At 66.0% G+C, this 17,951-nt stretch carries 20 protein-coding genes and 3 pseudogenes; 9 read left to right on the plus strand and 14 right to left on the minus strand.

Annotated elements, in window-relative coordinates; all coding sequences use genetic code 11:
- Positions 1–11: 11 nt before the first annotated feature.
- The gene (locus J2853_RS33475) at positions 12–920 is read right to left on the minus strand and encodes an IS3 family transposase (protein WP_307556253.1); all 909 of its coding nucleotides are present in this window, start codon (positions 918–920) and stop codon (positions 12–14) included.
- Positions 921–922: 2 nt separating this feature from the next.
- Complete coding sequence (locus J2853_RS33480; protein WP_307556252.1) at positions 923–1,246, minus strand: transposase; 324 nt, start codon at positions 1,244–1,246, stop codon at positions 923–925.
- Positions 1,247–1,364: 118 nt separating this feature from the next.
- Here J2853_RS33480 and J2853_RS33485 point away from each other — a divergent pair, with 118 nt between their 5' ends.
- Positions 1,365–1,985 carry a hypothetical protein gene (locus J2853_RS33485; protein WP_307564704.1) on the plus strand — a complete coding sequence of 207 codons (621 nt, stop codon included), beginning with the start codon at positions 1,365–1,367 and terminating at the stop codon, positions 1,983–1,985.
- Positions 1,986–2,525: 540 nt separating this feature from the next.
- On the opposite strand, the gene J2853_RS33490 is transcribed toward J2853_RS33485, so the two are convergent.
- Positions 2,526–3,275 (minus strand): ABC transporter ATP-binding protein, encoded by a 750-nt coding sequence (locus J2853_RS33490; RefSeq protein ID WP_307568914.1) that lies wholly within the window; start codon positions 3,273–3,275, stop codon positions 2,526–2,528.
- A 118-nt stretch (positions 3,276–3,393) separates the two neighbouring features.
- On the opposite strand from J2853_RS33490, the gene J2853_RS33495 reads away from it, so the two are divergent.
- Complete coding sequence (locus J2853_RS33495) at positions 3,394–4,665, plus strand: IS256 family transposase (RefSeq protein ID WP_307568692.1); 1,272 nt, start codon at positions 3,394–3,396, stop codon at positions 4,663–4,665.
- Positions 4,666–4,707: 42 nt separating this feature from the next.
- Here the strand turns inward: J2853_RS33495 and J2853_RS33500 are convergent.
- Positions 4,708–4,896: pseudogene (locus J2853_RS33500) on the minus strand (ATP-binding cassette domain-containing protein); the annotation flags it as partial.
- Entirely contained in the window at positions 4,893–5,564 is a 672-nt protein-coding gene (locus tag J2853_RS33505) for a FadR/GntR family transcriptional regulator (RefSeq protein WP_307564705.1), read from the minus strand. The pseudogene J2853_RS33500 and the gene J2853_RS33505, both read right to left, overlap by 4 nt.
- Before the next feature lie 415 nt (positions 5,565–5,979).
- On the opposite strand from J2853_RS33505, the gene J2853_RS33510 reads away from it, so the two are divergent.
- Together J2853_RS33510 and J2853_RS48170 are read left to right on the plus strand one after the other, a co-directional pair.
- Positions 5,980–7,167: an MFS transporter gene (locus J2853_RS33510; RefSeq protein ID WP_307564706.1), complete on the plus strand. Its 1,188-nt coding sequence runs from the start codon at positions 5,980–5,982 to the stop codon at positions 7,165–7,167.
- A 25-nt stretch (positions 7,168–7,192) separates the two neighbouring features.
- Positions 7,193–7,544 (plus strand): annotated as a pseudogene (locus tag J2853_RS48170) (transposase); the annotation flags it as partial.
- Positions 7,545–7,681: 137 nt separating this feature from the next.
- Here the strand turns inward: J2853_RS48170 and J2853_RS33525 are convergent.
- From J2853_RS33525 to J2853_RS33545, 5 genes are all read right to left on the minus strand, one after another.
- Complete coding sequence (locus J2853_RS33525; RefSeq protein ID WP_307564708.1) at positions 7,682–8,611, minus strand: CU044_5270 family protein; 930 nt, start codon at positions 8,609–8,611, stop codon at positions 7,682–7,684.
- Positions 8,604–9,176 carry an RNA polymerase sigma factor gene (locus J2853_RS33530; protein WP_307564709.1) on the minus strand — a complete coding sequence of 191 codons (573 nt, stop codon included), beginning with the start codon at positions 9,174–9,176 and terminating at the stop codon, positions 8,604–8,606. The genes J2853_RS33525 and J2853_RS33530 overlap by 8 nt, the downstream gene beginning before the upstream one ends.
- Positions 9,177–9,520: 344 nt before the next feature.
- Positions 9,521–9,913 (minus strand): integrase core domain-containing protein, encoded by a 393-nt coding sequence (locus tag J2853_RS33535; RefSeq protein ID WP_307564710.1) that lies wholly within the window; start codon positions 9,911–9,913, stop codon positions 9,521–9,523.
- Positions 9,914–9,946: 33 nt separating this feature from the next.
- Positions 9,947–11,157 (minus strand): IS3 family transposase gene (locus tag J2853_RS33540; RefSeq protein WP_307568558.1). Its coding sequence is split into 2 segments (ribosomal slippage): positions 9,947–10,848 and positions 10,848–11,157, totalling 1,212 coding nucleotides; the frame shifts between segments, so codons are not numbered across the junction.
- 25 nt (positions 11,158–11,182) lie between these two features.
- Positions 11,183–11,563 (minus strand): hypothetical protein, encoded by a 381-nt coding sequence (locus tag J2853_RS33545; RefSeq protein ID WP_307564711.1) that lies wholly within the window; start codon positions 11,561–11,563, stop codon positions 11,183–11,185.
- A 122-nt stretch (positions 11,564–11,685) separates the two neighbouring features.
- Between J2853_RS33545 and J2853_RS33550 the strand changes: the two genes are divergently transcribed.
- The 4 genes from J2853_RS33550 (at position 11,686) to J2853_RS33565 (ending at position 14,382) form a co-directional block, all read left to right on the plus strand.
- Positions 11,686–12,732, plus strand: coding sequence for a Mu transposase domain-containing protein (locus J2853_RS33550; RefSeq protein ID WP_307564712.1), 1,047 nt, complete (start codon positions 11,686–11,688; stop codon positions 12,730–12,732).
- A complete protein-coding gene (locus J2853_RS33555; RefSeq protein WP_307564713.1) occupies positions 12,729–13,391 on the plus strand; it encodes an ATP-binding protein in 663 nt (220 codons plus the stop codon). Before J2853_RS33550 ends, J2853_RS33555 begins: the two co-directional genes overlap by 4 nt.
- Positions 13,392–13,555: 164 nt before the next feature.
- A complete protein-coding gene (locus tag J2853_RS33560) occupies positions 13,556–14,143 on the plus strand; it encodes a hypothetical protein (RefSeq protein WP_307564714.1) in 588 nt (195 codons plus the stop codon).
- A complete protein-coding gene (locus J2853_RS33565) occupies positions 14,143–14,382 on the plus strand; it encodes a helix-turn-helix domain-containing protein (protein WP_307564715.1) in 240 nt (79 codons plus the stop codon). Before J2853_RS33560 ends, J2853_RS33565 begins: the two co-directional genes overlap by 1 nt.
- A gap of 105 nt (positions 14,383–14,487) precedes the next feature.
- Here J2853_RS33565 and J2853_RS33570 read toward each other — a convergent pair whose 3' ends face one another.
- The 4 genes from J2853_RS33570 to J2853_RS33585 form a co-directional block, all read right to left on the minus strand.
- Positions 14,488–14,733 carry a hypothetical protein gene (locus J2853_RS33570; RefSeq protein ID WP_307564716.1) on the minus strand — a complete coding sequence of 82 codons (246 nt, stop codon included), beginning with the start codon at positions 14,731–14,733 and terminating at the stop codon, positions 14,488–14,490.
- A gap of 35 nt (positions 14,734–14,768) precedes the next feature.
- Complete coding sequence (locus J2853_RS33575) at positions 14,769–15,779, minus strand: site-specific integrase (RefSeq protein ID WP_307564717.1); 1,011 nt, start codon at positions 15,777–15,779, stop codon at positions 14,769–14,771.
- Positions 15,780–16,150: 371 nt separating this feature from the next.
- Positions 16,151–16,465 carry a helix-turn-helix domain-containing protein gene (locus J2853_RS33580; protein ID WP_307564718.1) on the minus strand — a complete coding sequence of 105 codons (315 nt, stop codon included), beginning with the start codon at positions 16,463–16,465 and terminating at the stop codon, positions 16,151–16,153.
- Positions 16,462–17,523, minus strand: a complete 1,062-nt coding sequence (locus J2853_RS33585; protein WP_307564719.1) for a tyrosine-type recombinase/integrase — start codon at positions 17,521–17,523, stop codon at positions 16,462–16,464. Before J2853_RS33585 ends, J2853_RS33580 begins: the two co-directional genes overlap by 4 nt.
- Positions 17,524–17,670: 147 nt before the next feature.
- On the opposite strand from J2853_RS33585, the pseudogene J2853_RS33590 reads away from it, so the two are divergent.
- Positions 17,671–17,811, plus strand: a pseudogene (locus J2853_RS33590) (ATP-binding protein); the annotation flags it as partial.
- Between the last annotated feature and the right edge of the window lie 140 nt (positions 17,812–17,951).

The following is a 17,951-nucleotide window of genomic DNA, read 5'->3' on the forward strand; positions in this document are numbered from 1 at the left end:
TGGAGATTCGGTTATGCGGCGCTGGCCTCCTGAAGCCTCGCTCTGGCGGCTATTCGAGCGGTCATGATCTGCTGCTCGTAGACGATCGGTGGTAGCCCGTCAGCGGCGCTGTGTCGTCGGCGAGCGTTGTAGAAGTCAGCGATCCAGGTCGCGATCTTCAGCCGGGCTTCGGCCCGGGCGCGGAAGCGGTGTCGGTGCACGTATTCGACCTTGAGGGTGGAGTTGAACGACTCGGCGGCGGCGTTGTCCAGTGCACAGCCGACCCGGCCCATCGACTGGACCACGCCCCAATGCCGGCAGGCTGCTTGGAAGCGGGCAGCGGTGTACTCGCTGCCGCGATCGGTGTGGAAGATCACCCCGTCGACGTTCCCGCCGCGGGTGACAGCGGCCATCTGCAGGGAGGCAATGGTCAGCGCCGCATCGTGATGCTCCGACATCGCATACCCCAGCAACCGGCGGGAGAACAGATCCTCGACCGTGGCCAGATACAGCTTGCCCTCGTCGGTGACGATCTCGGTCACATCGCCGCACCACAGCACGTCCGGCGCGACCGCAGTGAACGAGCGCCGCACCAGGTCAGGGGCGGCAGGCCGTTTGCCCTGCCGGGTCAGCGATCGGCGTCTCCTTGGTGCTCTGCCGGCTAAGCCAAGCTCGGCCATGCGCTGCGCGACGGTGTTCTCCGATATCCGCCATCCCTGTTCGTGTAGGTCACGGGTGATGCGTGGGCTGCCGTAGGTGCCGCCCGAGGCGGTGAACTTCGCCGCAATCTCCGCGTCGAGATCCTTGCGGCGCTGCTGGCGGGCCGTTGGCGCCCGGTCGCGCCACTTGTAGTACCAAGACTGCGAGACACCCAAGGCCCGGCAGGTCACCGCGTGGGGGACGTCGTGCTCGGTCTTCTGGGAGCTGATGAAGGCCGCCACGCTTACCGGCCCGTCGCTTCCTTGACCCACAAGACCACGGAGCGTTTGAGGACATCACGCTCCATCTCCAGCTCGGCGCGCTCCTTGGCCCACTCCGCCCGCTGCCTGCGCAACCTGGCGAGCTCTTCCCGCTCGGATCCGGACAGTTCCTCGCTGCCGGCGTTCTGCTCGCGGGCCAGCCGGTCCATCTGCACCCAGTTGGCCAGCGTGCCCGCATTGATGCCCAGATCCTTGGCGACTTGCGCGATCGACTTTCCTGTCTCCCGCACGATGCGCACCGCGCCCGCCCGGAACTCCGGATCGAACCTGCGTCTGGTCTCTCCCACGACCCAACCTTCTCCTTAGGTCAGATCTCCACGATAGAAGGGGAAGGCCAGCCTGCGCCGTGGGTGATTGAGGACGAATAACGGACCTGCTGGCTGACCGACTGGTGAAGGAGAATCAGTGGCGCTCACCTTTGGCGAGGCGATCGGACGACTTGCCGATCGCGCGGCAGCTCGCCGGCAGTCAGGAGCCAAGCGGCTGCAAAAACTCGCCGACCCAGAGGCGGGGCCGGCGTTGCTGGAAGCGTTGCGGCGTGAAATCGAGGGTCCTCGGGCTTGGGAGACCCTCTACCACCTGGTGATGGCGCTCGGTGCTTGCGATCATCGAGCAGCGGTGCCGTATCTCTACGAACTCGCGCGTCACCCGCTCAAGGCCACCACGGTCTATACAGCGATCGGGGATGCACTCGTTCGGTTGGACTCGGAGGACGACAACGACTCCACTCCAATTCTTTGGTGCCTCAACACCGGCAACGACCGGCTCGTCGACGGGGCTTTCCGTGCGATGGCGATACTGCGTATGGTTCCCGACGACAAGACCATCGGACGAATCCTCGATTTTCTGGCCCCTCGACTACCTGAGGACGGACTCCGTTTCTGGCCTGCTGTGGCGGCGGCGGGTTGGCAGGGACCGCCCGTGCACGCCTTCCTCACCACATGCGCCACAGGATCCCGGGAAGACGTCGCGGAGGCCGCCGCCGCCTCGCTCACGGGGAAGTACAAGGCTTATCGACATCTGTGAGCGGATGGACACCACCAGGCCGACCTATGGCGGCGTGCTCACTCCGCCCGTCATCAAGATCCACAATGGCGGGCGGAGTCGGTCATCTACGCGGCCATGGACTGCTCGCCCACTCCGTACAAGAGATCGGAAAGCAGCGGGAACCACCCTGTTATCAAGGGTGTTGGCAAGAAGCCCGAACGATCTGGAAACCAGGAAGGCCCCTGACGGCGTAATACCCTGTTCAGGGGCCTTCCTGAGCTGTGCAGCCGGAGGTACTCGACACCCCAACCTTCTGATCCGTAGATCCCCAAACGACGCCCAAGAGCATTCAGACCAGTTCGCCACGCAGGTCGCTCACGATCCGCCTGTTCATATCAGTCCAGCTCGGTCCGAGACCGTACGGTCCGTTGGCTCCCAGGTTGGCTCCCACATCGCTGGGGGTCCAGCACTTCATGGCAGGCTGACCCCTGTGACCCGCGGCTCCGACAAGACCTTCCCAAAGGATCACGCGATGGCCGTACTCATTTCACGACGCCACGCCTCCACCAGCGGAAACACTTACACCACACCCGTAGACGCAACCCTCGGCCCCGATGCGCAGGTCTTCGGATCCGGCCCTGATGGGGGGCGTGAGGCGTCCTTCAACGGCCAGTTGACATACCCAGACCCGACCCCCGATGGGCCATGGCGCCGTGCCTTTGCAGTCCATCTGCCGTCCTGGTGCTGGACGTTGATTGGGTGATTGAAGGCAGCCGAGACGTTCTCCGTTGTGACGGCTGCCCGCACTGCGCCGGAAGTGACCACCCGCCCGTCAGTGATCAGCAGAGCGTGGGTCGTCGTGGTCGGCAGTTCTTCGAGATGGTGGGTGACGAGAATGGATGCGATGTCGGGATGGGTGCTGTCGAGCAGGTCGATCGTCTCAAGGAGTTGTTCTCGTGCGGCGACGTCGAGGCCAGTCGACGGTTCGTCGAGGAGAAGCAACCGTGGGTTGCAGATGAGGGCGCGAGCGATGAGGACTCGCCCGCGTTCTCCTTGGGACAGGGTGGGCCACTTCTCATCTGCCTTTCCCGCAAGACCCAGGGTGTCGATAAGAGAGTCGGCCTGGGCAAGGTCGCTGGGCTGAGGATGCCACCTCAGCGGGGTCTCGATCGACCCGGTGATGCCCGTCAGGATGACCTCGCGGATGGTCAGCGGTGACCGCAGCGGATGACGCGGGTTCACATGGCCGATTGAGCGGCGGAGCGCTTGCAACTCGACCCGGCCGAGTTGCTTGCCGAGGACGTGAACAGTTCCCGAAGGAGCAATGATCGAAACCTGTGGATCTGCCGGGGAGGGGTGTACCTTCCCGGATCATCCGATGATGGTTTCGAGATAAGGCCGACGTTGGCGCGTCGGTCGGGAAGGCACACCCGTGCCGCTCACCGTAGTGCCCGAACCGCCCGCTGACGACAGCTCATCGACGGCCGCCGCCTCCTCGTTGATCGATGAGATCGTCCGTGAGGGCGCCCGTAAGATGCTGGCCGCCGCGTTGCAGGCCGAGGTGGACGCCTACATCGCCGCCTTCGCTGACGAGCGCGATGCGGCCGGTCGCCGTCTGGTGGTGCGTAACGGCTCCCATCAGCCGCGCGAGATCCTCACCGCGGCCGGCGCGATCGAGGTCACGGCCCCGCGCGTCAACGACAAGCGCATCGACGAGCAGACGGGTGAGCGTCAGCGGTTCTCCTCATCGATCCTGCCGGCCTGGGCGCGTAAGACCCCGCAGGTCAGCGAGGTGTTGCCGCTGTTGTACCTGCACGGCCTGTCCTCGGGCGATTTCATCCCCGCGCTGGGCCAATTCCTCGGCTCGACCGCGGGCCTGTCCGCGCCGGTGATCACTCGTCTGACCGAGACCTGGAAGGGCGAGCAGCGCGCGTTTGCCGCCCGCGACCTGTCCGGCGCCGACTACGTCTACCTGTGGGTCGACGGCATCCACGTCAACATCCGGCTGGAGGAGCACAAGCTGTGCCTGCTGGTGATGATCGGGGTGCGCGCTGATGGCCGCAAGGAACTCGTCGCGCTGAGCGACGGCTATCGGGAGTCGGCTGAGTCGTGGGCCGATCTGCTGCGCGATGCCAAAAGGCGCGGGATGCGGGCGCCGGTGCTGGCGATGGGGGACGGTGCGCTGGGGTTCTGGTCCGCGCTTCGGGAGGTGTTTCCGCAGGCCAGAGAGCAGAGGTGTTGGTTTCACAAGATCGCTAATGTGCTGGGGGCGCTGCCGAAGTCCGCTCACCCCGCAGCGAAGAAGGCCCTGGCCGAGATCTGGAACGCCGAGGACAAAAACCATGCCCAGGCCGCGGTCAAGGGCTTCCAGGCCGCCTACGGCGCCAAGTATCCCAAGGCCGTGACCAAGGTGGTCGACGACCTCGAGGAGCTGCTCGCCTTCTATGACTTCCCGGCCGAGCACTGGGTGCACCTACGCACGACCAACCCGATCGAGTCGACCTTCGCCACCGTCCGGCACCGCACCAAGGTCACCAAGGGGCCCGGCTCACGCGCTGCCGGGCTGGCCATGGCGTTCAAGCTGATCGAGTCCGCCCAGGCCCGCTGGCGCGCGGTCAACGCCCCTCATCTGGTCGCGCTGGTCCGCGCCGGGGCGACCTTCACCGGCGGCAAGCTCGTCGAACGACCCGACGACCACGTCCCATCCGCAGCCGCTTAAAAGATCTTGATCCACAGGTATTGACGATTGCTCTCCCGAAGTCGGGTGCGTGACTGCGCCGCAGAAGTCGAGAATGGTGCTCTTTCCGGCGCCGTTCGGCCCGAGTAGAGCCCAGTGCTCCCCCTCATGTACGGCGAAGGTGATGCCGTGCAGGATCTCTTTGCTCTCGCGACGGAACGTCACGTCACTCAACTCCACCACGGGGAGCGGCCCAGACATCGCTGCCGTCATACGAACGCTCCCTTCAAAGCTGCCAGGTGCGAGCGGCTGAACTCGGTAGCCGCCTGTGGGTCTCGGTCTGCGACGGCTTGTACAAGCGCCGTGTGCAGGGCGTGATCGGCCTCTTCGGAGACGAGAGGTCGAATCTTGAGCATGTCGATCATCGCGGTGCGCACGCGGGGGATGAACCCGTCGAACAGTTCTGTGAAGACGTCGTTGTGAGCGGCGAGGACCACAGCGCGATGGAAGCCCATGTCGGCGTCGACATGCTCATCAATGCTCTGCCCATCGGCACGACGCTCCATCAGCGCGCGTCGCATCGTTCGTAGGTCGGCGGGTGTGCGCCGCTCGGCGGCGAGGCCGGCAGCCTCGGCCTCGATCGCAATTCTGGCCTCGATCACCGACACGATGGACGCTCGCCGTAGGACGGTATCGCGATTCTCGGGCACGTCGAGCGCGGTGACGAATACCCCGGAGCCTTGACGAGTGTCAAGAATTCCTTTTCCGGACAGTTCGCGGATCGCTTCGCGCAGGGTTGAGCGGCCGACGCCGAGCTGAGCCGCGAGCGTGGTTTCGCCGGGCAGCTTGTGCCCGAGCGGCCACTCGCCCGCTCGGAGGCGCTCCAGTAGGACGTCGGCAGCCTGCGCCGCCAACGGGTGACGCTGGACTGGTGATGGCATCGGCAACTTCTCTACTTGTCTGAGGTGATGGCTCCAGAGTAGTCCAAGGTTCTCAGCAGACGATACGTCTGAGGCTCCGAAAAGCGGGTGGCCCAAGCATGAAACACCTCAGCTTGTCTGAGGAGTTATTTCGTTCTACTGTGGCAAGCATCCCGGCCCACTACGTGACGCCAGCCATCTCGGCCTGGCCGTGATCACGAGCCGAAGCCACGTCTACCTTCGGTCAGCAGCGGCCCGGCAAGCCGATCGTCGTCAAGGAACCCAGCCACATGATTCTCAGCACCTTCATTCTTCAGAAGCGGTGCCGCCAAGCCCTGCCGGCCTGCGCCGACGCAACGACCAGGGCGGTGACGGAGTGGTGACGGCCGCTGTCGCCTTGCCGCGTAGCCGCCGCGCAAAGCTCTGGGTTCTGGTGGTGACCCACGGAGTCAACGACTTCTACACCGGAGCGGTGGCCGCGCTCCTGCCGTACCTGGTCTCCGAACAGCACTACGACTACGCCGCCGTCGCCGGAATCACCCTCGCCGCGACCTCACTGTCGAGCATCGCGCAGCCGCTGTTCGGATACCTCAGCGATCGCTACCCGCTGCGCCCGCTGATCCTCATCGGGCTCCTCGCCGCCGCGGCGGGCGTCGCCGTCAGCGGCCTGACCGCATCGTCGTATTGGACGACCTGGGCTGCCGTCGCCCTGTCCGGCATCGGAGTCGCCGCCTACCACCCGTCGGCGACGATCGACGCGAAAGAAGCCGGAGGCGGGACCAATCGTTCGATGAGCACCTTCTCCGTCGGCGGGAACATCGGCGTCGCCCTCGCCCCGGTTGCCGTCGGTGCCAGCGTCGGCGTCCTCGGCCTGCACGCCACCCCGCTCCTGGCGATCCCCACCATCGCCGTCGCCGTCGTCTACCTGGCCGTTCACCGCAAACCCAGCGGACCCCTCGCGCACGCCGCGCCTGCGGCAGTCAGTAACGCCGCACCGACCGCCGGGGCCAAAGACGATTGGGGCCGCTTCGTCTGGCTGCTCGTGGTCGTCTCGTTCTGGTCCATCGCCTACGTCAGCACGACCTCGTTCGTGTCCCTGTATTCCATCCAGCGCTTCCACGTCACCGCGGAAACGGCATCGCTCGCCCTGACCGTCTTCCCCGCAGCCGGCGCCGTCGGAACCCTGGGCGGCGGATGGTTCGCCGACCGTTTCGGCCGCCTGCACACCATCCGCGCCGGCTACCTCATCGCCGCCCTCGCCGCCCTCGCGATCGTCCTCGCACCGAACACCGCGACCGTCGTCTGCGCGGCAGCAGTCCTCGGCTGCGCTCTGTTCCTCCCGTTCGCACCGCAGATCACGCTCTCGCACGCCTACTTGCCGAAACACATCGGCACGGCCAGCGGCGTGACCCTGGGGTTGTCTCTCTCCCTCGGCGGCTTCCTCACCCCCGCGCTCGGAGCGCTCGCCGACGACACGACCATCCGAGCCGTCTTCACTCTCCTCGTCGCCCTTCTCGCGATCGGCTCCGTATGCGCGCTGTTCCTACGCGAGCGACGAGACCGTGATCCTGTTGAAGCCTCACCGCGGCCGTCAGGCAGCTCAGAGGGAGAAAAAACGGTGTAATTCCCGATCAAGGAGGAAACACCTGATGAGTACTGAGATCCAGGCATCCGTAGACATGGACCTGGAGGAGACCGCAGTGGCGCGGCGAGACGATCGTGAAGCGTCGGATCGGGAGCTGATGGCCAGGCTGGTCGGCCAGGCGCGGGCCGATGGACTGGAGTTGGTGGGCGAAAACGACCTGCTGGGCCGGCTGACCAAACTGGCGGGAGGAGTCGGCGCTGGAAGGTGAGATCACCGACCGCCTCGGCTACGACAAGCACGATCCGGCTGGGCGCGGGGCGGGTAACTCCCGCAACGGCACCCGGTCCAAGATGGTGCTGACCGAGGTCGGGCCGGTGGAGATCACCGTCCCGCGCGATCCCACCACCTTTCGCCCTGGTAGTCATCCCGGAGCGGGAGTGCCTTCGCTGGACGCCAGGGGCCCATGCGTCCAGTTCCGGACGCCGGGCATTGGGGACTCGCATGAGCGGGCGTGCTCACACGAGTCCCACGCGCGGCCGGTCGGCGTCCGGGGCTACTCGGGCAGGTGGTCCGTCCACTCGGCGACGATCGATGCGGTTCCGTCCATGAGGAAAAGCCGCCCTCCGCCTTGGGGAACATAGAAGTTCGTGTCACGCACCCACGAAGTCTCCGGATCGACGACCAACCTGACCTGCTCCGATGACAAGGAGACCTGCAGGCCATGCCCGCCCTCGACCGCACCGAGGCTCTGGACGTTCGGCAGCGAGGCGATCGCCCGGAAGGCCGCGGCACGGACCTCCGACGAGACCGGCACCTGGCTGATTAGGGAGGTCAGCGCTTCGAAGACGAAGTCGTTCCGGTCATCTGCGGATGGCTCGCCGGCGCTCGTTCTGATATCGCCGCGCCGCACACCATCGGCGATCTCAGTCCGCAACGCGGCCTGTAACGCGGCCGGATCAGTCGGCAACTTCCGGAGCTTCTCAAAACTTGTCTCGAGCGGCCCCAGCCGGAACGGCTGCGGCCCTGTGAAGTGTTGGATCTTTCCTTCTCCCTTCAGCCCCAGGCCCCTGATCCAGGTTTGACCGTTGCGCTGGAACCAGTACTCTTCCCGGCGCTTCTCGGAGACCCTGCCGTTATCGTCCTTGCGCGTCACCGTGACGTGCCAGTACTTACCGGATCCCTCCGGGATCCGCTCTGCGATCGCGGCGGCCACGAGCAGAACCTGCCGGGCGGACTGCTGCTGCGCCGCGACCGGCGGGCCGCCGGGGGAGCCGGTGGGCAACGTCGCACCCGAGGCGACCACGACCGCGACGGCCGCAGCGACGGCGGTTAGTGCCAGACCGCCTGTCAGCCAGCCGATCCTGCGCCTACGGACTGGGGTACGGCGCATCGCGTTCTGCAGCTGGTGTCGGCGGCGGTCGATCACGTCACGCGACGGCTCCGGCTTGGCCAGCAGGGTGCCGATCTCATGCAGATCATCCATGGAAAGCCTCCTGATCGATCGCGTTGTGGAGCTTTTTGCGTGCCCGGCTGAGCCGGGAGCCGACCGTGCCGTAGGAGACACCGAGCGCCTCGGCCACCTCCTGGTGGCTGAGCTGACCCAAGGACACGAGCATGACGACGTCGCGTTCACCCTGGTTCAGTGCGGCAAGGGCCTTGACCAACTGCGGCTTCATGCGCTCGGCGGTCACCGAGCTGATGACGCGGTTCTCGTGGCTGTCAGGCACGGGCTCGACCCTCACACGAGCCAGTGCCCGGTAATGGCGCGCTTCCTTACGCCGATGCCGAGCCATCAGATTGGTGGCGATACCGAATAACCAGGGCCGCAGGCTGCCGCGTTCGGGGTTGAACCGTTCACGGTCACGGAAGGCCACGCAGAACGTCTCCGCGGCGATGTCCTCGCCCGCCTGCACGTCCAGGCGTCCGGCCGCATACAGGTAGATGTCGCGGAAGTAGCGGTCGTAGACGGCCGTGAACAGCTCTGGATCCCGCTGGAACCGATCGACAAGCTCGGCGTCATTCACCTGCTCGCGCATCTCGGCGGTCAAGTACTCGTCTCTCTCATGCGAGTGCCTCCGAGTGAGATGGTCAACTGTCATCTACTCTTCGCCACGAGCCCGGATCACTTTCCCGCGTCATCTGCGCGATATGACACTGGTCGGGAGGCCAAGGGCTGATCCACTCAGGAGGCCGTTCTGAAGCGGTTTCCCTCATCTGTGACCCCCGAGACCTGCGGACCGTCGACGATGCGCGAAAAACCGACCTTATGGTGACGACCACGCGAATACGCTGTGATCGCCCTTCTGACGGACACCCAACGAGCACGACACCAGAGCCTCCACCCAAACTGGGGGGCCACGATGATTCCGGACAGCCGCCTTATGGGCGTAGCCTATGCGGCTGGTTGGGATGAAAGGGACTCGTTGAGCACTTCAAGCGGCGTCCGGTAGCCGAGCGCCGAGTGCAGGCGCCGCTGGTTGTAGAACCCTTCGATGTAGCGGATGACCTGCCGTTTCGCTTTGGCTCGGGTGGTGAAGACGAAGCGGTGGAGCCATTCGTTCTTGATCGCGGCGAAGAACGACTCGGCCATCGCGTTGTCATAGCAGACACCGGTGCGGCCGACCGAGCGACGGATTCCTAAGCCGGTCAGGAACCGGCCGAACTCATCTGAGGTGCAGTTCGAGCCGCGGTCGGAGTGGAAAACGGCGCCTGACTGGAGCAACCCAGTGCCGGCCGCCATCCGGATCGCGTCCTTGATGAGCTCAGTGCGGTAGTGATCAGCCATCGGGCCTTGGCCCCAAAATGTGGACACCAGCTGTCATGCGGCGAGCAGGACCCTATCGGACCGCTGCTCGTAGGTGATCGGGCTGAGGTAGTTCAGGCTGGAGTGCCTCCTTCGGGTGTTGTAGCGAGTGATCCACTTGAAGACCTCCAGGCGAGCCTGGCGGGCCGAGGACCAGCGTTTGGCGCCCTGCAGCGTCTCGCGTTTGAGAGTGGCGTTGAACGCCTCGGCGGCAGCGTTGTCCGCGCTTGTCCCGACGGCGCCCATCGACTGGCGAACACCGAACTCCTTGCACACGGCGGCGAAGTCGGCGGAGGTGTATTGCGCCCCGTGATCGGAGTGAAAGACCGCCCCGGCCAGGTCACCACCCCGCGTGGCGGCGGCTGCCCGCAGCGCGTCGGTCACCAGCTCGGTGCGCATGTGATCGGCGATCGACCAACCAGCCAGGCGACGTGAATGCAGGTCCAGCACCGTCGCGAGATACAAGAACTGTCCCTCACCGACGGGCAGATAGGTGATGTCGCCCACGTACCGCTGGTTCGGCGCGGCCGCGGTGAAGTCCCGCTTGATCAGGTCGGGCATCTTCTGATGGGAGGGCTCGGGCACCGTGGTGCGGACCCTCTTACGCAGATGCAGCCCGACGATGCCGAAGACCCGCATGATCCGCGCCACCCGCTTGTGATTGACCCGCCGGCCCGCATCGCGCAGCTCGGCAGTCACCCGCGGGCTGCCGTAGGTGCCATCGAAGTCGGCGTGGATCTGCCTGATCTCCGCCGCGAGCGCAGCGTCGGCCGCCGTCCGCACCGCCCTCGCCGGTGTGGCGGCCACCCACCGATAGAACCCCGACCGGGAGACCTCCAGCACTCGGCACAGTCGCTTCACCCCGAAGGCGTCACGGTGATCGGCAACGAACTGGAAGCGACTCACCAGTTCGTCTCCCCGGCGAAATACTTGGCCGCCCGCCGCAAAATCTCGCGCTCCAGCTCCAGTTCCCGGATCCGGGCCCGCAACTGCTTGTTCTCCTCTTCCAGCACGTTGCCGGAGGTTACCAATCCCGTCGGCGGCCTCTTCACCGAGCCCGTCTTCGGAGCAGTGCCGGCAGACCGCGCCTGGTGCACCCACAGGCGCAACGTCTCACGGTTGACGCCCAGGTCCTTGGCCACCGACGCGTACGTCCGCGACGGGTCCGACAGATACAACGCGACGGCGTCTGTCTTGAACTCAACTGAGTAGGCCTTCATGGCCACGAGGAACTCCTTGGTCTCCAGATCTCTATGATCTGGCACTCAAGATGTCCACACCTCGGGGTGAAGGCCCCACCTCGATCACTTGGCGGGTCTTGTCGAGTTCGGCGCGCAGCCGCTCAACCTCGCCCTCCAGCGTGTCGATCTTCTTATCGCGTGGATCGGCCTTGGGGCGGCCGACCGGCCGGGCCAGAGCCTCGCTCGCGCCATGGTCTCGGGCTGTCTTCCAACTGGAGATCAACGACGAGTACAGGCCTTCCCGGCGCATCAGCGCGCCCTTGCCGGCCTTGTCGAGCTGGTCGTACTCCGCCAGGATCCGGGCCTTGTAGGCCGCGGTGTATCGGCGGACCGCAGCCCGCTCACGCACCTGCGGGTCAGGGATTTGCGGATCCAGCTTGCTTGCTTCCACGAAGGGATGTCTCCTTCCCCGCCCTCGATACAGAGTTTTATGCCTACTTGCTACCTCTGTCCATTTTGGCAGGGAGGGGCACCCCAACCCGGCACATCCGCTACGACAATCTGACCTCGGCGGTGACCAAGGTCCTCTTCCGCGGCCGGGCCCGGGTGGAAAACCCCCGCTGGCGGCTGTTTCGCTCGCACTACCGCTGCGAGGCCTTCTACTGCGAACGCGGCATCGAGGGCGCTCATGAGAAAGGCGGGGTGGAAGGCCAGATCGGCTACTTTCGCCGCAACTACCTGTCGCCGGTGCCAGAGGTGGACAGCCTGGCCGAGCTCAACGCCCGGATCGAGCACTTCGAGCAACTCGAAGACGGCCGCCGGATCGGGGCGCGGCTGCGCACCATCGCTCAGAACTTCGCGATCGAGGCGCCGCTCCTGCGCACGCTGCCCGACGATCATTTCTCTACCGCGCTGCTGCTAACGCCCCGCGTTGACCGCTATGGCCAGATCACGGTGCGCTGCTGCCGCTACTCGGTCCCGATTCATCTGATCGGCCGCACGGTGCGGGTGATGCTGCACGCCTCCCAGCTGATCATCTACGACCGGCACCACGAGATCGCCCGGCATGAACGGCTGGCCGGCAAGGGCACCGAAACCATTGTGTTGGACCACTATCTGGAGGCGTTGATGCGCAAACCCGGGGCGTTGGCCGAGTCGGTCGCATTGGAGGTGGCCCGCGCCGGCGGCGCGTTCACCGACGCCCACGACGCCCTATGGTCAGCAGCTCGGCGCTCGCTGGGCGAACCCGGCGCGACCCGCGCGCTAATCGAGGTGTTGTTACTGCACCGCACCATGGACGACGCCGACGTCATCGCCGGGATCCGCGCGGCGTTGTCGGTCGGCTCGTTCGCCGCCGACGTGATCGCGGTGGAGGCCCGCAAGGCCGCCGACGCCCGTGGCACCGGCCGCCCCACTCCGGGCATCGCCCGCCTGAGCGCACCGGCCACGACGGTCACGGCCCAAAGCCTCCAGGTGAGCAGTCTGACCCGCAAACGCCTGGCTGATCTTCCCCCCGACACTCGTCCGCTGCCCAGCGTGGACGCCTACGACCAGCTGCTGCGCCGCCCAGCGCCGAACACCTGCCATCAGCCCGACACCCACCAGGAGAGCGCGTCATGACCCGCAACCGGGGCATCACCGAACCCGCCGCCGAGGCCGCGATCGACACCGCCTGCCGAGTGCTGCGCCTGCCAGCCATCCGCGGCCAGTTCGCTGAGCTAGCCGACCGGGCCGAGCGTGAGCAACTGACCTACCGGGGATTTCTGGCCGAACTCTTCATGGTCGAATGCGATGAGCGAGACCGCCGCCGCGCTGAACGCCAGCTGCGCGCCGCCGCCTTCCCCCGCCCGAAATGGCTCAAGGACTTCGACTACGACGCCAACCCTCACATTGAACCCGCCATCATCAACACCCTGGCGAACTGCGAATGGGTCAGCAAAGGCGCCCCGTTGTGTCTGATCGGCGATTCCGGGACGGGTAAGTCGCACCTGCTGATCGGCTTGGGCTCGGCCGCGGCGATGGCCGGCTTCAGGGTCCGCTACGTGCTGGCCTCCAAACTCGCCAACGAACTCGTCGAGGCCGCCGACGACCGTCAGCTCACCAAAACCATCAACCGCTACGGCCGCGTCGACCTGCTCTGCATTGACGAGCTGGGCTACATGGAACTCGACCGGCGCGGCGCCGAACTGCTGTTTCAGGTTCTGACCGAACGCGAGGAGAAAAGCAGCGTCGCGATCGCCTCCAACGAAACTTTCTCCAAAGCGCACATGTTCGCGTGAACCTGCGTCAGGTAGTGCCGAAACCTCACGGGTTCGCTGGGACGTCCCGTCGACTGGGGCTCGCTTGCCATATCGACTATCAATGGATACGTTTATCGATACCATCGAAAAACGATATGCCTTGGAGTGGCCTGATGGCAACGCAGCACAGCACGATCGGACGAGTGGCGCGCCAACCCACGGTCCTCGCGGTCCTCATCCTGGTGACCGGGGTGATCACCGGCATGGTGCTCTACTCCCGGGCCGGTTTCTTCGGCTTGACCTACGACCTCGTGGTGGCCCAGTCGCCCAATGGCTACGGGATCCGTCTCGATCACCCGGCGTACACGCAGATGGCCCGGCCAGGCGTCATGGCCTCGGCGAATGGCCTCGAATACATCGACGGTTCCCCTGACGCCGGCCAGTACCTCTGGCAGGCCCTGACCACCTTCCCGGGCTTCGTGGTGGCCGTCGGCGCGTTTTTCCTGATATGGCGGCTGATGTGGCGCGCTCGCGGCGGTGTCTACATGCCGCAGGTCGCGCGTCGTGTGCGTTTCTTGGGCTGGTGGCTGCTGGTCGGTGGTCTCCTGGCTCCCCAGATTGAGAACTTCGCGATGATGAGGCTGCTGGACACGATGGCCATGGGGGTGGCCAGCTACCAGATAAGGGAGATCCCGCTGGTCGTGCCGCTCGTCGCGCTTGGGCTGCTGGCGCTGGTGGGCATCCTGCGCGATGGAGTGCGGATGCGTGAGGACCTGGCAGGAACCGTCTGATGTCATCCGCTGAGATGGACGCCCATGCCATCACCGTCCACCTCGACCGGCTCCTGGAAGAACGCGGCATGACTCTCACCGAACTGGCCAACCGGGTTGGGGTGACCGTCGTCAATTTGTCCATCCTGAAGAACGACCGGGCCAAGGCCATCCGGTTCACCACGCTGACCAAGATCTGCAAAGTCCTCAACTGCCAACCAGGTGACCTGCTGGGCTATCACCCCGAGGAGAAACGATAAGCGGATGCGCTGTTTTCGCCGCTCGTCCATCGCATCAGCCATGTGACAAACCTGACCACCAACGCCGACGAGAGCCGATCGAAGCCTGAGCGGCGACGTCAGATTTCACCCAGGCCACAACTTGGTTGGCAGTCTCCCGTCGTCGATGTGATCTGCGAGGTAGATCATGGCGCCTTCGGGGTTCATGCCAAAGGCGGCCGCCACGAGTTTGGGGTCCATCGTGTTGACCAGGTCGACCAGTCGAGTGCTGCGGAGCATCCGGGGCGGGACACCGCACAGGTCCAGGACGTGGCTGACATAGGCGGTGGACGCCGGGGCGCGCCCGGCCTTGGTGCCCTTGGTGACCATCACGTGGGGGTTATTGGTGCGCTGAGTCTCGCGGTGTGTCAGGCAGCGTTGCAGAATTGTCCAGCTGGCGGGTCCATCGGCACCGGGTGGGGTCGCTGTCCAAGGCGGATCGTCCGGGCGGCGGAATCGATGGCGGCGATTTGCAGGTGGCGGACCTCGTTGCTGGAGGCTCCGTGCAGTAGGGCGAGGATTCCCATCAGGGCCTCGTGCGGGTGGACCGCCGGGTCGGTGGTCCATCGGCGAAACAGCATACGCTGCCGGCCCAGTGTGAGGGTCTGGCCGGTGAAACCCTTCGGTGCCTTGGCCGACAGGCCACGAGCGGGGTCGACGAGCACGATCTTGTGGGTTTTGGCGAAGCGGAAGAACTGCCCGACGATGGTCAGCCGTCGCGCCCGGCCTTTGGGCAGCACGGCCAAGAACGCGTCGATGTCGTGCACGTCGGCCAGAGCCCAATCCTGCTTGCCCCGCTCGTTGTTCAGGAATCTGGCCAGATCACGCACGGTCGAGAGCACCGCGTCGATGGTGGTGTCGCTGCGGGGCAGAGTCCCGGCCCTGCGGGCTCGTTCGCGTGAGCGCAGCAGGAAGGCGGCGAAGGACTCCACCGCCGGGCGCAGCGGCGCAGGAGTTGCGTCGATACGGCGCCTGCGCCGTCCCTCGGCCAGCCTTGCTGCCTGATCGACTGGCAGCGCCAGCCCGTGCTCGGTGAAGTAGTTCTCCAGGAGGCGGGCGAGAGATCCCATGGAGCGTCCAGGGCGGCGGGCGCGCTCCAGCAGGGCCTGCGGGTAGTTGGGGTGCTCGTCTTCCAGCAGTCGACCGAGGCCGCTGATCATGGTGCAGGCACGTCCGACGCTATAGCGGGCGGCCAGCTGCGCGATGAGGTCGCCGAGCCAAGGCGGCGGCTCGGTCAGGCGAGCGATGAGGTTGTCGCCGGCGATGAAGGGCCGGTCGGGATGACGTTGCCAGCAGGGCGAACACAGTCCCAGCCCGGCATGAGGGCGGACCTGGCCGCATCCGGCGCAGGCGCGCGGCGGCTGTTTGGACTGCCGCACGCGCGAGCAGTGACCGCACCAGCCGGTGTCCTGGCGCAGATAGCCGGGCCGGCCGCAACGCGGACACGGGCACTGATCGGCCTGCCGATCGGCTCGGCGCCGGCAGTCGCGACACAGAGTCGCCTCTTGGGCCCGCACCGGATGCCCGCACCTGGTGCACGCTCGTGAGCAGCGGATGCACACTCCGGTGTCGGCCTGCAAGATGCGCTGTTTGCCGCATCCCGGGCAGGGGTCCTTCGCCGCCTCCTCGGTCAGTCGGCGCCGGCACCGGCTGCAGTGCTGCCGATCGGGATCGTGAAGGCCGACCGGACCACCGCAGCCGATGCAATCTCGTTGTCGTTTGCCCATCGCCCACGTTCGCCTTTCCCCGGTCACACCGGCGGCATCGACCGACCACCAAAGGAGGCGCTCTTCGGCTGGTCGACCGTCACCCGCGGCGTCGGCGCGGGCCGCTCGACGGGTGTGGTGTCCACCTCGAACAGGTCGTTGGGGGTGCACTCCAGCGCGGTGCACAACGCCGCGAGGGTGGACAGCTTCATCTGGGCGGGTTCCTTGGTGAGCAACACTGATACCGATGCCGCTGACAGCTCCAACCCGGCCTTTTCGGCCAGCAGCCGCCGCAGCTGGGCACCGGTCCACACCTCGCGCTGGGCCGCGGCCATCCGCAGCTTCCAGCGAATCTTCATGGCGAGGGGTCCTCTCGGGTCAGTTCGCTCAGCGTGCCGGCCACCGCGCGTCGATAGGCGTCCTCGATGAACGTGACCGAGGGCCGGACATAGCGCATCGTCGAGCTGACCGTCCAATGCCCGAGCAACTGCTGGATGGCCACCAGGTCGACGCCGCGTTCGTAGTTGTGCGTCGCGCACGCCCGCCGCAGCGCATGCGGACTGAACCGCTCGGCGGCCGGACGGCCCTCCAGCTCCATCAGATAACGCAGCCGGTTACGGATGGTTCCCGGATGCAGACTGCCGCCGGACTCGTCGGCGAACAGCACCGGCGAGTCGGGAAACTTGCCGCGCACATCGTCCAGGAACCAGCGCAGCACCAGGTCCAGGTGATCGAGCATCGGCACCCAGCGAGGCCGGGGCCCAGAGGTGCGGGCGCCCTTGCCGAAACGGACATGCAGCTTGCCGAACGGACCCCGGCCGAAATGCACATCGGCTCGATCCAGCAGCGCGCACTCCTCCGAGCGCAGACCGGCGTGATACAGCGTTCGAAACAGCGCGTAGTCCCGCGCCGCGGGCGCGTACTTGCGGGCGGAGGCGATCCGAACCTTGAGGAAGTCGAAGAACTCCGTCACCCGCTCCGGGGTCGGCGGCGGCAGCTGGGCCGGGGAATCGTCGCCGACATGGCGGGAGGCGTTGAACTCATCAACCGGGCAGACCAAGCGGACCCCGAAGGCCGCCTCGATCTGGGCCGCCTTACGAGCCTGCAGGAACCGATGGAACCCTTTGAAGATCTGCACGTAATCGCGGCGGGTGGAGGTCGCCCGGCCCGCCACCGCCAGGTCCCCGACGATTCGGTCGATGTCTTCAGGAGCCACCTCCCAGGCCAGACGCCCCAGGGCGGTCAGGGTCCGCTCCAGTAGGCCGGTGTCGTTGTCGATCGTCACCGGGCTGAACCCGCGGGCTGTCCACGAGGCCACGAACGCCTCGACGCACTCGGCCTGGAACTGCCACGGGTCCGTGGTGACCGGCTCCTGCGGGACGCCACCGCCCTGGACGATCTGTAATCGCGACCGCACCACCGGCACACCTTCCTCGCACCTAAAGGATTAAGGCAGCACCTAACATAACGTGTCTACGCCTTGACAATCGGTGAAACGAGAAAGAACGAAAGATCCCAGGAACCAGCCGAGATCCCGGGAACCGAACAAGTACGAGCCCCAGATGGCTGGACCAAGACCTTCACCGACCCGCGCCTTTGCGCCGCGATCGTCGACCGGCTCACCTTCGGCGGCACCATCATCGAGACCGGCACCGAATCCTACCGACTGGCCCGCACCAAAGCTCAGCACAACAGCAAACCCTGACACCACCCTGCCCCGCGCATCGAGGCGAGGACGTCGCCCGCCCCACTCCACGCCCGCCACCACGCCCGGCGGGCGGGCGACGCCCTCGCGGGGCAGGGGTTCGGGGGCGGCAGCCCCCGAGACCACAGACCGCATGATCA

It is taken from the genome of Streptosporangium lutulentum (genome assembly GCF_030811455.1).
GTDB lineage: Bacteria > Actinomycetota > Actinomycetes > Streptosporangiales > Streptosporangiaceae > Streptosporangium > Streptosporangium lutulentum.

What these genes read in the sequence shown, in the direction of transcription:
- J2853_RS33505 (WP_307564705.1), bottom strand. Translation starts at nt 5,564, where the DNA reads ATGCCATCACCAGTCCAGCGTCACCCGTTGGCGGCGCAGGCTGCCGAC.
- J2853_RS33525 (WP_307564708.1), bottom strand. Translation starts at nt 8,611, where the DNA reads ATGGATGATCTGCATGAGATCGGCACCCTGCTGGCCAAGCCGGAGCCG.
- J2853_RS33535 (WP_307564710.1), bottom strand. Translation starts at nt 9,913, where the DNA reads ATGGCTGATCACTACCGCACTGAGCTCATCAAGGACGCGATCCGGATG.
- J2853_RS33555 (WP_307564713.1), top strand. Translation starts at nt 12,729, where the DNA reads ATGACCCGCAACCGGGGCATCACCGAACCCGCCGCCGAGGCCGCGATC.
- J2853_RS33565 (WP_307564715.1), top strand. Translation starts at nt 14,143, where the DNA reads ATGTCATCCGCTGAGATGGACGCCCATGCCATCACCGTCCACCTCGAC.
- J2853_RS33580 (WP_307564718.1), bottom strand. Translation starts at nt 16,465, where the DNA reads ATGAAGATTCGCTGGAAGCTGCGGATGGCCGCGGCCCAGCGCGAGGTG.